Origin of the sequence: Nonomuraea sp. NPDC052634 (assembly GCF_040678535.1) — a bacterium.
Lineage (GTDB): Bacteria > Actinomycetota > Actinomycetes > Streptosporangiales > Streptosporangiaceae > Nonomuraea > Nonomuraea fastidiosa.
The window spans coordinates 33000-45344 of record NZ_JBFATY010000003.1; the positions used below are offsets into that span (position 1 = coordinate 33000).

At 72.1% G+C, this 12345-nt stretch carries 13 protein-coding genes; 8 read left to right on the forward strand and 5 right to left on the reverse strand.

Annotated features, from left to right (window positions below):
* Positions 1–3 precede the first annotated feature (3 nt).
* From AB0K67_RS16175 to AB0K67_RS16200, 6 genes are all read left to right on the forward strand, one after another.
* Positions 4–693: a hypothetical protein gene (locus AB0K67_RS16175; protein WP_364059687.1), complete on the forward strand. Its 690-nt coding sequence runs from the start codon at positions 4–6 to the stop codon at positions 691–693.
* 6 nt (positions 694–699) lie between these two features.
* Positions 700–1050, forward strand: a complete 351-nt coding sequence (locus tag AB0K67_RS16180; RefSeq protein ID WP_364059690.1) for a cupin domain-containing protein — start codon at positions 700–702, stop codon at positions 1048–1050.
* Between the two features lie 46 nt (positions 1051–1096).
* Positions 1097–2170 carry an adenosine deaminase gene (locus AB0K67_RS16185; RefSeq protein ID WP_364059693.1) on the forward strand — a complete coding sequence of 358 codons (1074 nt, stop codon included), beginning with the start codon at positions 1097–1099 and terminating at the stop codon, positions 2168–2170.
* Positions 2167–2775: a PH domain-containing protein gene (locus AB0K67_RS16190; protein ID WP_364059696.1), complete on the forward strand. Its 609-nt coding sequence runs from the start codon at positions 2167–2169 to the stop codon at positions 2773–2775. Before AB0K67_RS16185 ends, AB0K67_RS16190 begins: the two co-directional genes overlap by 4 nt.
* A 245-nt stretch (positions 2776–3020) precedes the next feature.
* The gene (locus AB0K67_RS16195; protein WP_364059699.1) at positions 3021–3506 is read left to right on the forward strand and encodes a GyrI-like domain-containing protein; all 486 of its coding nucleotides are present in this window, start codon (positions 3021–3023) and stop codon (positions 3504–3506) included.
* Between the two features lie 141 nt (positions 3507–3647).
* A complete protein-coding gene (locus tag AB0K67_RS16200; RefSeq protein ID WP_364059702.1) occupies positions 3648–4106 on the forward strand; it encodes a hypothetical protein in 459 nt (152 codons plus the stop codon).
* 137 nt (positions 4107–4243) lie between these two features.
* Here AB0K67_RS16200 and AB0K67_RS16205 read toward each other — a convergent pair whose 3' ends face one another.
* From AB0K67_RS16205 to AB0K67_RS16220, 4 genes are read right to left on the reverse strand one after another with little or no spacing between them, the layout of a single operon-like run.
* The gene (locus AB0K67_RS16205) at positions 4244–5875 is read right to left on the reverse strand and encodes a phospho-sugar mutase (RefSeq protein WP_364059705.1); all 1632 of its coding nucleotides are present in this window, start codon (positions 5873–5875) and stop codon (positions 4244–4246) included.
* A complete protein-coding gene (locus AB0K67_RS16210) occupies positions 5872–6687 on the reverse strand; it encodes a purine-nucleoside phosphorylase (protein ID WP_364059708.1) in 816 nt (271 codons plus the stop codon). The genes AB0K67_RS16205 and AB0K67_RS16210 overlap by 4 nt, the downstream gene beginning before the upstream one ends.
* A 2-nt stretch (positions 6688–6689) precedes the next feature.
* Entirely contained in the window at positions 6690–7994 is a 1305-nt protein-coding gene (locus tag AB0K67_RS16215; protein WP_364059711.1) for a M20/M25/M40 family metallo-hydrolase, read from the reverse strand.
* Positions 7991–8983, reverse strand: coding sequence for an Lrp/AsnC family transcriptional regulator (locus AB0K67_RS16220; protein ID WP_364059714.1), 993 nt, complete (start codon positions 8981–8983; stop codon positions 7991–7993). The genes AB0K67_RS16215 and AB0K67_RS16220 overlap by 4 nt, the downstream gene beginning before the upstream one ends.
* A gap of 110 nt (positions 8984–9093) precedes the next feature.
* On the opposite strand from AB0K67_RS16220, the gene AB0K67_RS16225 reads away from it, so the two are divergent.
* Positions 9094–10398 (forward strand): MFS transporter, encoded by a 1305-nt coding sequence (locus AB0K67_RS16225; RefSeq protein WP_364059717.1) that lies wholly within the window; start codon positions 9094–9096, stop codon positions 10396–10398.
* On the opposite strand, the gene AB0K67_RS16230 is transcribed toward AB0K67_RS16225, so the two are convergent.
* Complete coding sequence (locus AB0K67_RS16230) at positions 10395–10847, reverse strand: gamma-glutamylcyclotransferase (RefSeq protein WP_364059720.1); 453 nt, start codon at positions 10845–10847, stop codon at positions 10395–10397. The two genes, AB0K67_RS16225 and AB0K67_RS16230, sit on opposite strands and share 4 nt — an antisense overlap.
* A gap of 72 nt (positions 10848–10919) precedes the next feature.
* Here AB0K67_RS16230 and AB0K67_RS16235 point away from each other — a divergent pair, with 72 nt between their 5' ends.
* Entirely contained in the window at positions 10920–12308 is a 1389-nt protein-coding gene (locus AB0K67_RS16235) for an NAD(P)H-quinone dehydrogenase (protein WP_364059723.1), read from the forward strand.
* The last annotated feature ends 37 nt before the right edge of the window (positions 12309–12345 follow it).

The following is a 12345-nucleotide window of genomic DNA, read 5'->3' on the forward strand; positions in this document are numbered from 1 at the left end:
GGCATGCGCACGTCATCACCGCCGCCGAGCCGGCCGTCGCGCGCCCGCCTGGCGCAGCCGGAAAAGCCGTCGCGCGCCCGCCTGCTGCCGCCGAGGCAGCGGTCGCGTGCCCGGACGCTCCCGCTCGCCCGCCTCGCCGCGCTGACCGTGCTCGTCGTGCCGGCCGTGCTGGCGGGGTGCGGCGACGTGCGGCAGGCGACGCTGTCGCAGACCCCGCCCACGGCATCTTCCTCGCCAGGGAAGAGCGCGGCGGCGGAGCCGGCGCCGACGCGCACGGCCGAGGTGGAGGTCGAGCGCGGCGGCATGGAGCCGGCGATCGTGACGGGCGTGCGGTACGCGGCGCACGACACGTACGACCGGCTCGTGGTGGACCTGCGTGGCGGCATACCCGGATATGACGTGAAATGGGTGGACGAGTTCGTCCAGGACGGCTCAGGCAAGCCCATCGACGTGCCCGGCGGCGCGTACCTGCTGCTCACGCTCTTCCCCGCGCACGCGCACAACGAGGACGGCAAGCCCACCTGGCGCGGCGGCCCCGTCTACACCGCCGGGCTCGGCAACATCACCAAGGTCGTCAGGACCGGCGACTTCGAGGGCCGCGTCGGCATCGGGCTCGCGCTGAACAGGCGGGCCGGGTTCCGGGTCACCGAGCAGGGGTCGCCGGACCGGCTCGTGCTCGACGTGGCACACTGACCTGTCGTGGTGAGAAAGATCGAGGGGGCGTCCCGCATCCCCGTACCCGGTGGCAAGGTGATCGACGAGCACGTGGGCCGCGTCAACAGCGGCGACGAGGCGGTGTCCATCGCCCACATGATCGCGCCGCCCGGCTGGGAGGAGCCCCCGCAGACGCCGTCGTTCACCGAGTACACCGTGGTGCTGCGCGGCACCGTGCTGGTCGAGCACGACGGCGGCACCACCAGGGTCGACGCGGGGCAGTCGGTGGTGACCTCGCCGGGGGAGAAGGTCCGCTACAGCGTCGGACCCGAGGGCGCCGAGTACATCGCGGTCTGCCTGCCCGCGTTCTCCCCCGAGGCCGCCGGCCGCGAGTGACGGGCGGGGGCGACCGGGGGCCGGGCCGTCCTCATATCATGGGCGGATGAGCCCCACGCTTGACGAGATCCGGCGGGCTCCCAAGGTGTTGCTGCACGATCACCTCGACGGCGGGCTCCGCGCCGAGACGATCGTCGAGCTGGCCCGGGAGACCGACTACGGCCGGCTGCCCACCCACGATCCCGACCACCTGCGCCAGTGGTTCGAAGAGGCGGCCGACTCCGGCTCGCTCGAACGCTACCTGGAGACGTTCGAGCACACCGTCGCCGTCATGCAGACCCGCGAGTCGCTGATCCGGGTCGCCCAGGAGTGCGCGGAGGACCTGGCGGCCGACGGGGTGGTCTACGCCGAGGTGCGCTTCGCGCCCGAGCAGCACACCACCCTGGGGCTGAGCCTCGACCAGGTGGTGGAGGCCGTGCTCGAGGGCTTCCAGCGCGGCTCGCAGGGGCGGAACATCCGGGTCGGCACGCTGCTGACCGCCATGCGCCACCAGGCCCGCTCCCGCGAGATCGCCGAGCTGGCGGTGCGCTACCGCGACGTCGGCGTGGTCGGGTTCGACATCGCGGGCGCCGAGGCCGGCTACCCTCCCACCCGCCACCTCGACGCGTTCGAATACCTGCAGCGGGAGAACGCCCACTTCACCATCCATGCCGGTGAGGCGTTCGGGCTGCCGTCGATCTGGCAGGCCATCCAGTGGTGCGGCGCCGACCGGCTCGGCCACGGCGTGCGGATCATCGACGACATCTCGGTGTCGAGCGACGGCACCGCCAAGCTGGGGCGGCTGGCGGCGTACGTACGCGACAAGCGCATTCCGCTGGAGATGTGCCCCACGTCCAACCTGCAGACCGGCGCCGCCGAGTCGATCGCCGAGCACCCCATCGGGCTGCTGCGGCGGCTGTACTTCCGTGTCACCGTCAACACCGACAACCGCCTGATGAGCTCCACCAGCGTGTCGCAGGAGTTCCACAAGCTGGTCGAGGCGTTCGGCTACGGCTGGGACGACCTGCAGTGGTTCACGGTCAACGCGATGAAGTCGGCGTTCCTGCCGTTCGACGAGCGGCTCGCGCTCATCAACGGCGTCATCAAGCCCGGGTTCGCACAGCTCAAGTGGCAGCCGTGAAGCAGGTCTACCGCAGCAAGGCCGCCTACGTCATGGCGTGGGTCTGGCTGGTGTTCGTCGCGCTCAACGTCGTCGATTTGATCGTCCGCTTCAGCGGCAAGTCGTCGCTGGTGGCGCTGGCCGTGCTCGCCGCGCTGACGGCGCTGGTCTACGCGGTCGCGCTGCGCCCCGCCACCGTGCTCACCGAGGAAGGGCTGGTGGGGCGCAACCCGTTCCGCACCACGTTCCTGCCGTGGGCCTCCATCGAAGACGTCAGCGTCTCCCACTCGATCAACGTCCGCCACGGCGACGATCAGGTGCTCCGGCTGTGGACGCCGATGAGCAGCGCCCGCGAGCGCGCCAAGGCGCAGCGGCGCGGCACGCCCGCCAAGCAGCGAGGACGCTTCGCCACCGAGCCGGTCCTGTCGAAGGGCGAGCAGGCGGCGGCCGAGGCGTTCGCGGGCAAGACGCACGCCGACTGGGTCGGCGACCAGATCCGCGACCGCGCCGAGTCCGCCAAGCGTCGTGACGAGCAGGCAGGGCCCGCCCGGGTGACGTGGTCGTACGACTCGATCGCGGTGCTGGCGGTCGCGCTGGTGCTGGTGATCGTGGCGATCGTCGCGTAGGGACGGGACCGGGACCGGCGTCGCGCGGGGTGGCGGCTGGCGCCGCGCGGGGGCCGGGATCGGCGTCGCGCGGGGTGGCGGCTGGCGTCGCGCGGGGGCCGGGATCGGCGTCGCGCGGGGTGGCGGCTGGCGCCGCGCGGGGGCCGGGATCGGCGTCGCGCGGGGTGTGGCGGCTGGCGTCGCGTCGCCTGGGCGATGAGTTTCGCGGCCGCGGCCGGTCTGATGGGGGAGAAGGAGGCTTCATCATGCCTGAGATCGTGGAACTGCCCGACCGGCCCTACGTCGGGGTGCGCGGGACCGTCACCATGAGCACCATCCCCGCCATCGCCGACCGGATCGGCGAGATCGTCGGCTGGCTGGCCGGACGCGGCCTCGCCCCTGCCGGGGCACCGTTCCTGCGCTACGAGAGCTTCGAGCCCGACGGCGACGGGATGGTGCTGCAGGCCGGCGTGCCGGTCGCCGAGCCGGTGGACGTGGAGGGCGACTACTTCGCCGGCGTGCTGCCCGCCGGCCGCTACGCCACCGCCACCCACCGCGGCCCCTTCGACGGCCTCGCGGGGGCCACGGGCGCGCTGCTCGCGTGGGGCGCGGAGCAAGGCGTGACGTGGGACGTGACCGAACGAGACGGCGCCGAGCACTGGGGCTGCCGCCTGGAGCTGTACAACACGGACCCGCGCACCGAACCCGACCCCGCCGGCTGGCTCACGGACCTCCAGATCCGCCTGGCCTAACCGCTCCCTGGCCCGGGTCCCGCCTGCCAGGTGGTCTCGTCCACCGGGCCGGATGCGCCTGCCGGGGCAGACACGCGCCGCTCGGGCCTGCGGCGGCGTCGGTCCTCTTGCGCGGGGTGGGACGTCGGCATCGGTCGTCCTGTGCGGACCCTGCTCGTCGCGGCGGGTCAGCTTCCGGTGCGGCACGTGCAGCGGCATGCCCGCCGTACGCATGCGATGGCGCTGGCGGGGGGCGTGTTCGTGCTGGCCTGCGCCCTGTACGGGGTCGCCGCCCTGGCCCCGTCAGGGGTGCCCAGGGTGGCGGTGCTGGTCGTGGCGACCCTGGTCTTCACGCTGGCCGAGCTGCTGCACACGGCGCCCGCCGCGTCGCTGGCCGCCGGGGCGGCGCCCGCCGGGCTGCGGGGGCGCTACCTGGCCGTGCACCAGATGACGTGGGCGGTCGGGCAGGTGGTGGCGCCGGCCGGGTTCTCGGCGCTGGTGAGCTTCTCGCCGCCGCTGCTCTGGGCGGCGCTCGGCACGCTGCTTGCCCTCGCCGCCGCCGGCCTGCTCCGCCTGGCCGAGCGCCTTCCGGCCGAAGCCGTCAGCGCCCCTGCCGGCTGAAGCCCTGCTCTTCCAAGCCGTCAGCGCGCCTGCCGGCCCGAGCGGTCAGCGCACCCGCGGGAACGCGAGGTCGTGCCCGCACGAGTCGTGCCCCTCGGGGTCCGGCAGGACGTGGCCGAGGAAGCGCTCGTACGCCGTCACCCGAGGCCGAGCCGGGCGGCGAGGTCGGACTTGATCGCCTCGAGACGCTCGGCGGCCACCGCGCGGGCCACGGCGGGGGTGGTGGCGACCGGGACGACGACCTCCAGGTAGCACTTCAGCTTGGGCTCGGTGCCGGACGGGCGGACGACTACGCGGGCGCCGTCCGCCAGCCGGTAGCGCAGCCCGTCGGTCGGCGGCAGGCCGCCGTCGCCGCGCGTGAGGTCGTCGGCGGCGGTCACCGCGAGGCCGCCGAGGCCGGTGGGCGGCTCGGCGCGCAGCCGCGCCATGGCCCCGGCGATCAGCGACAGGTCGGCGACGCGGAAGGAGAGCTGGGTGGTGGCGTGCAGGCCGTAGCGGCGGGCCTGGTCGTCGAGCAGGTCCAGCAGCGTACGCCCGTCGCGCTTGGCAGCGGCGGCGATGGCGGCGACGGTGAGCGCGGCGCCGATGCCGTCCTTGTCGCGGACCGGCAGGCCGGTGTCGGAGCCGACGCTGTAGCCGATGGCCTCCTCGTAGCCGAACACCAGCCCGGGACCCGCCTTGATGATCCACTTGAAGCCGGTCAGCGTCTCGCCGTAGCGCACGCCGTGCGCCTGAGCGATCTTGGCGAGCAGGCTGGAGGAGACGATGGTGGTGGCCACCATGCGGTCGCCGGTGGTGTGCGCGATGACGTGCTCGGCGAGCAGGCCGCCGACCTCGTCGCCGGTCAGCATGCGTACGCCGCCGTCCGGCAGCGGCACGCCCACCGCGCACCTGTCGGCGTCGGGGTCGTTGGCCAGCACCAGGTCCGCGCCGGTCTTGGCGGCCAGCGCGACGGCGAGGTCCATCGCGCCCGGCTCTTCCGGGTTGGGGAAGGCGACGGTGGGGAAGTCAGGGTCGGGGTTGCGCTGCTCCTCGACGGCCATCGGGCTCTCGAACCCGGCGGCGAGGAACGCGCCGGTCAGCGTGGCAGCGCCGACGCCGTGCAGCGGCGTGTACGCCACCCGCAGCTCGCGCGCGTCACCGAGGGGGAGCGCGGTCAGTGCGGCGATGTAGTCGTCGACGATGTCGTCGCCCAGCTCGGTCAGCGTGCCGGGGCCGCCGAGCGGCAGCTCGTCCACCCGCCCGACCGCGTCGATGGCGGCCGAGATCCGGGCGTCGATGGGCGGCACGATCTGGGAGCCGTCGCCCCAGTAGACCTTGTAGCCGTTGTCGCGGGGCGGGTTGTGGCTGGCCGTGACCGTCACCCCGGCGTCGGCGCCCAGGTGGCGTACGGCGAAGGCCAGCACGGGCGTGGGCAGCGGGCGCGGCAGCAGCGAGGCGTTCACCCCGGCGCCGGTGAGCACGGCGGCGGTGTCGCGGGCGAAGACGTCGGACTTGTGCCGGGCGTCGTAGCCGATGACGACGTGCTTGCCGGGCCCGAGCACCGCGGCCAGGCCGGCGGCGGCGCGCATCACGGTCACCCGGTTCATCCGGTTCGGCCCGGCGCCCAGCTCGCCGCGCAGGCCCGCGGTGCCGAACTCCAGCCGGGATCCGAAGCGTTCCCGCAGCGCGGGCAGGTCCTCGGTCTCGATCAGGGCCGACAGCTCGGCCCTGGTGTCGGGGTCGGGGTCCTGAGCCAGCCAGGCGCGGGCCTCCTCCAGGAGGCTCACAGCCGGTCCACCACCTTGGCCAGCAGCACGCCCATGCGGGCGGCGGTCGCCCGGCCGACCTGAAGGACCTCCTCGTGGTCGAGCGGCTCGCCCGACAGCCCGGCGCCCGGGTTGGTGACGAGGGAGATGCCGAGCACCTCCAGGTTCGCCTCGCGGGCGGCGATGGCCTCGAGGACGGTGGACATGCCGACCATGTCGCCGCCGAGCGTGCGCAGCATGCGGATCTCGGCGGGCGTCTCGTACGTCGGGCCCCTGAAGGCCACGTACACGCCCTCGGCCAGGGTCGGGTCGACCTCGCGCACGAGCGCGCGCAGCCGCCGCGAGTAGACCTCGGTGAGGTCGATGAACGTGGTGCCGGTGATCGGGTTGGCCCCGGTCAGGTTGATGTGGTCGCTGATCAGGACCGGGTCGCCGACGTTCTGGGTCTCGGGGCGCAGGCCGCCCGCCGCGTTGGTGAGCACCAGCGTGCGCACGCCTGCCGCGGCGGCCGTGCGCACGCCGTGGACCACCGCGTCCACCCCGAGCCCTTCGTACAGGTGGGTGCGGCCGAGGTAGATCAGCGCGTACCGGCCGCCGGGGGTGCGGACGACGCGGATCTTGCCGCCGTGCCCGGCGACGGCGGGGGCGCGGAAGCCCGGCAGGTCGGTGAAGGGGATCTCGCTCACCGTCTCGCCGAGCGCGTCGGCGGCGGGCACCCACCCCGACCCCATGACGAGCGCCACGTCCAGCGGCGCGTCGAGCTTGTCGAGGCCCGCGGCGCTGCGCAGCGCCGCGGCGGCCTCACTGGCCAGGGTGTATGCGTCTTTCGTCACCTTCAGTAGTTTAGAAGCAGCCTGTCCAGCACCCGCACGCCGAACTGCAGCGCGTCCACCGGCACCCGCTCGTCCACGCCGTGGAACATCGAGGCGAAGTCCATGTCGGCGGGCAGCCGCAGCGGCACGAAACCGAAGCCGCGCACGCCGAGGTCGGCGAAGAACGTCTTGTTGTCGGTGCCGCCCGACATGCAGTACGGGATGGCCCGCGCGGACGGGTCCTCGGCCTTCAGCGCCGCGATCATCGACTCGACCAGCGCGCCGTCGAACGAGGTCTCCAGCGCGATGTCGTGGTGCACGAACTCGCGCCGCACCTTCGGCCCGATGAGCTCGTCGATGGTCTTGAAGAACTCCTCCTCGTGGCCGGGCAGGAAGCGCCCGTCCACGACGGCCGTGGCCTGGCCGGGGATGACGTTCGACTTGTAGCCGGCGCCGAGCTGCGTCGGGTTGGTGGTGTTGCGCAGCGTCGCGCCGACGAAGCGCACCAGCGGCCCGATCTTGTCGAGGATCGGCTGCGGGTCGTTCTCGTCGAACGGGATGCCGAAGGCGTCGGCGACCTCGGTGAGGAAGCGGCGCACGGTCTCGGTGTAGGTCAGCGGCCAGTCGTGGGCGCCGATCCTGGCCACCGCCTTGGCGATCTCGGTGACGGCGTTGTCGTCGTTGAGCATGGAGCCGTGGCCGGCCGTGCCGTCGGCGATGAGCTTCATCCAGGCCAGGCCCTTCTGGGCGGTCTCGATGAGGTAGAGCCGCAGCGACGGGTCCACTTCGAGCGAGTAGCCGCCGACCTCGCTGATCGACTCGGTGACGCCCTCGAACAGCTCGGGGTGGTTCGCGGTGAGGTACTTGGCGCCGTAGACGCCGCCGGCCTCCTCGTCGGCCACCCAGGCGAAGACGATGTCGCGGCGCGGCCTGACGCCCTCGCGCTTGAAGCGGCGCAGCACGGCCAGCATCATCGCGTCCATGTCCTTCATGTCCACGGCGCCGCGGCCCCAGATGTAGCCGTCGCGCACCTCGCCCGCGAACGGGTCCACCGACCAGTCGGCGGCGTTGGCCGGCACGACGTCCAGGTGGCCGTGCACGAGCAGGGCGGGCAGCGAGGAGTCGGTGCCCTCGATGCGGGTGATGACGTTCCCGCGGCCCGGCTCGCTCTCGATGTAGGCCGGCTCGATGCCGACCTCGGCCAGCCTGGCCATGACGACCTCGGCGGCGGCCCGCTCACCGGGGCCGCTGCCGTCGCCGTAGTTGCTGCTGTCCACGCGGATGAGCTCCGCGCACAGGTCGGCGACTTCCCTCTCGGCAGGGGTCATGGTGTGTTCTCCCAACGGTGATCGAGCGTGAGCAATCCGGACTTATGGAGGTGACCGCGCTTGTAGGCGCGGGTGATCAGGGTGAGGTCGACGTCGGTGATCTCGTCGTACTTGCCGACGACGCCGGTCATGAACCGGTAGAGCGCCGCTTCGTGCGCGGCCACGACCTGCACGATGAGGGAGTGAGTGCCCGTGGTGGCGGCGCAGTAACGGACGTCGGGGTGCGCGGCGAGCTGCTGGCCGACGCTGTCGAGGCCGTGAGGGCGGACCTTGAGCCAGAGCATGGCCTCGACCTCCAGGCCGAGCAGCGCGGGCTCCACCTCGGCGCGCGGCAGCAGCAGCCGCCGCTCGATGAGCGAGGTGAGCCGCCTGCGCGCGGTCGGCACGGAGACGTCCAGGCGCTCGGCGACGGTGGTGAACGCGATGCGCCCGTCGGCGGCGAGCAGTTCGGCGATCTCCTTCTCCAGCGGCGTCAGGCCCTCCTCGTCGAGCAGCGGCTCCGGGGGAGGGGGCGGCCGCAGCTCGGCGACCTCGCGCTCGGTCAGGTAGGGCGCGTGCCACTCGGCGACGGTCCTGAACGTGTGCAGCACGACCTGGGTCTGCGTCTGCAGCACGCCGTCGATGCCGGTCACCTCGGCCGACAGGATGTGGTGCAGGTCCTCCCTGGTGGGGGCGACCAGCTCGCAGCCGATGTCGGCGGCCCCGGTCAGCGCGTAGACCGAGCGGGTGTCGTTGCGGGCGGCCAGCGCCCTGGCCACCTCGGGCACCGAGCCGGGACGTACCTGGACGTGCAGGTGCACGGGACGGCCGTGGCCGGTGCGCAGGTCATCGTAGATGGCGGTGACGCGGACGACGCCGTCGGCCATCAGCCGCTGCAAGCGCCGCGCGACCGTGCGTTCGTGCTCGCCGACGGCCCTGCCGATCTCGCCCCACGACGCGCGGGGGCTCACTTGCAGGGCGGCGACGAGTCGCCGGTCGAGAACATCCACCTGATGCCGTTTCTATGTCTGGTTTGTAAAAGTTTGCATCGACATTTGACTGTTTCGGTCGTCCGATTGCACAGTAGGCCATCACTGAAGTTGTCAGCAAAGGAGCCCACGTGGCGACTTCCCCGGTGGCGCCATCACCCCTCGGCATCCCCAAGAGCCGCACCCGCCAGCTCATGGCGGCCAGCATCGGCAACGTCGTCGAGTGGTACGACTGGTACGCCTACAGCTTTCTCGCCCCCATCTTCTCCGGCCTGATCTTCGCCGAGAACTCCGACAACGACCTGGTGCCGCTGATCAGCTCGTTCGCCGTGTTCGCAGTGGGCTTCTTCATGCGCCCGCTCGGCGGCCTGGTGGTGGGCGCGTTCGCCGACCGCTACGGGCGCAAGGCAGCGATGACGTTCACCATCGTGCTGATGGGCGTCGGCTCGCTGATCGTCGGCCTGACCCCCACCTACGCGGCCGTCGGCCTGCTCGCCCCCGTCATCCTGACGCTGGCCAGGCTCATCCAGGGCCTGTCGGTCGGCGGCGAGTTCGCCGCCGCGACCACGTTCCTTGTGGAGTCGGCCCCGACCGGCCGCCGCGGCCTCTACTCGAGCTTCCAGTACGTCAGCACCACCATCGGCCAGCTCCTGGCCTCCGGCCTGGCCGCGCTGCTGACCACGGTGCTGCTCGAACCCGACATGAAGTCGTGGGGCTGGCGCATCCCGTTCTTCGTGGGCGCCCTGCTCAGCCTCGTCGGCCTGTGGATCCGCAAGGGCGCCGACGAGACCTCCGCGCTCGCCGAGGAGGTCAAGAGCGGCAAGGCCGAGCGGCCCAAGATGTTCGAGTTCCTCAAGAACTACCCGAAGGCCGCGGCCACCATCGTGGGCATCACGATCGCCGGTACCGTCGCCTACTACACGTGGACCACGTTCCTGCCCACGTACGCGCAGATCACCGTCGGCTTCGACGAGGCGGACTCGCTGCAGATCGGCACGATCTCGCTGGTCTTCTTCATGATCCTGCAGCCGCTGCTCGGCATGCTGTCCGACAAGATCGGTCGCAAGCCCATGCTGATCACGTTCGGCGTCGGGTTCCTCGTGCTGCCGGTGCCGCTGCTCGGGCTGCTCACCGACTCGTACGCGAGCCTGCTGATCGTGCAGCTCATCGGCATGGTCTTCCTCGGCTGCTTCACCTCGATCTCGGCGGCGGTGAACTCCGAGCTCTTCCCCACCCGGGTGCGGGCGGCGGGCGCCGGGTTCCCGTACTCGCTGACCGTGGCGGTCTTCGGCGGCACCGCCCCGCTGATCGGCACGGCGCTGAAGGACGCGGGCAACCCCGGTGCCTTCCCGTGGTACATGTCGGCGCTGGCGCTGATCTCGACCCTGGTCTACCTCTTCGTGCTCAAGGAGACCAAGGACAAGCCGCTCAGCTAACCGCCGTAGGACGTGCAGGGGCGCTCGCGCAGCTCTTTGACGTAGTCGTCGGGGGCGCCCGCACGCTCGGCCGCCTCGGCCAGGCTGCACAGGTAGCGGGCCGAGGGCAGGCCGCCCTCGTAGCCGTCGAGCACGTAGAACCAGGCCACGACCTCGCCTTCGAGCGTCTGCACCCGCAGCCGCACCTTGTGGTACGCGCCGCGCACGGCGCCCTCCCACTGATCGAGCGAGGTCTCCTCCCACTCGGGCACGTCGTAGAGCACCACGAAGACGTGCTCGTTGGGATCTTCGACGATCGTGGCGACCGCGCCCTCCCAGGCGATGTCGTGACCCCCGAACGTCAGGCGCCATCCCGGCAGCCATCCGACGCCCCGGATCGGAGAGTGCGGGGCGCGCATGGCCATCTGCTCGGGGTCCATGTTGCTGCCGTAGGCGGCGTAGACAGGCACAGCGAACAAGATTAGCGCGTGAGGGCGCGCCCCGTTTCGCTCTCAGCAAGGGGCATGCGGGACAATGGTGACGTGACGAGGATCGTGATCATCGGCGGCGGACCAGGCGGCTACGAGGCGGCGCTGGTGGCCGCTCAGCTAGGCGCGCAAGTCACGATGGTCGAGCAGGACGGACCCGGCGGCGCGTGCGTGCTGACCGACTGCGTGCCGTCCAAGACGCTGATCGCGACCTCCGTGCGCAAGCAGGCATTGCTCGACGCCCCTTCGCTCGGCGTGTCGTTCTCCGGCGGGGCCGACGGCGACGCGGGCTCGGTCGGGGTCGATCTGCCGCTGGTCAACAAGCGGGTCAAGGAGCTCGCGCAGGCGCAGTCGGCCGACATCGCGACGCGGGTCGAGGCCGAGGGCGTCGAGATCATCAGGGCGCGGGGCCGGCTGGTCGATCCGCAGGTGGTGCGGGCGGGTAACCGTACGATCAGGGCCGACGTGGTGCTGGTGGCCACGGGGGCGACCCCGCGGGTGCTGCCCGGCGCCGAGCCCGACGGCGAGCGCATTCTCAACTGGCGGCAGCTCTACGACCTCAAGGAGCTGCCCGAGCACCTGATCGTCATCGGGTCGGGCGTCACCGGCGCCGAGTTCGCCGGCGCCTACCGGTCGCTGGGGTCGGAGGTCACCCTGGTCTCCAGCCGCGACCGCATGATGCCCAACGAGGACGCCGACGGCGCCGAGGTGCTGGAAGAGGTCTACCGGCGGCGCGGCATGAACGTCATGGGCCGCTCGCGGGCGGCCTCGGTCAAGCGCACCGCCGACGGCGTGGTGGTGACGCTGGAGGACGGCCGCACCGCCGAGGGCTCCCACGCGCTGATGACGGTCGGCATGGTGCCCAACACCTCCGGCATCGGCCTGGAGGAGGCCGGGGTGCAGCTCGACCGCAACGGCTTCATCAAGGTCGACAAGGTCTCGCGCACGTCCGCGCCCAACGTCTACGCCGCCGGCGACTGCACCGGCGTGCTGATGCTCGCCTCCGTCGCGGCCATGCAGGGGCGCATCGCGGTCTGGCACGCGCTGGGCGAGGCCGTCCAGCCGCTGCGGCTGGCCACCGTCGCCTCCAACATCTTCACCGACCCCGAGATCGCCGCCGTCGGCGTGGCGCAGCGGGCCATCGAGGCGGGCGAGATCGACGCGAACGTGGTCAAGCTGCCGCTCGCCACCAACGCCCGCGCGAAGATGCAGGGCTTCAACGACGGTTTCGTGAAGCTGTTCTGCCGCCCGCACACGGGCATCGTGCTGGGCGGCGTGGTGGTCGCGCCGCGGGCGTCGGAGCTGATCCTGGCCGTGTCGGTGGCGGTGCAGCAGCGGCTGACCGTCGACCAGCTCGCCCACACGTTCGCGGTCTACCCGTCGCTGTCGGGCTCGATCACCGAGGCGGCGCGCCGGCTGATGCAGCCGGGCGTGTCCATCTGAGACCGGACCATCCCGCCGCCGCCCTTCCTGCGACGGC

Bases quoted from the DNA above. Each gene is read 5' to 3' on its own strand.
- AB0K67_RS16175 (WP_364059687.1), top strand. From the start codon at position 4: ATGCGCACGTCATCACCGCCGCCGAGCCGGCCGTCGCGCGCCCGCCTG.
- AB0K67_RS16185 (WP_364059693.1), top strand. From the start codon at position 1,097: ATGAGCCCCACGCTTGACGAGATCCGGCGGGCTCCCAAGGTGTTGCTG.
- AB0K67_RS16195 (WP_364059699.1), top strand. From the start codon at position 3,021: ATGCCTGAGATCGTGGAACTGCCCGACCGGCCCTACGTCGGGGTGCGC.
- AB0K67_RS16215 (WP_364059711.1), bottom strand. From the start codon at position 7,994: ATGACCCCTGCCGAGAGGGAAGTCGCCGACCTGTGCGCGGAGCTCATC.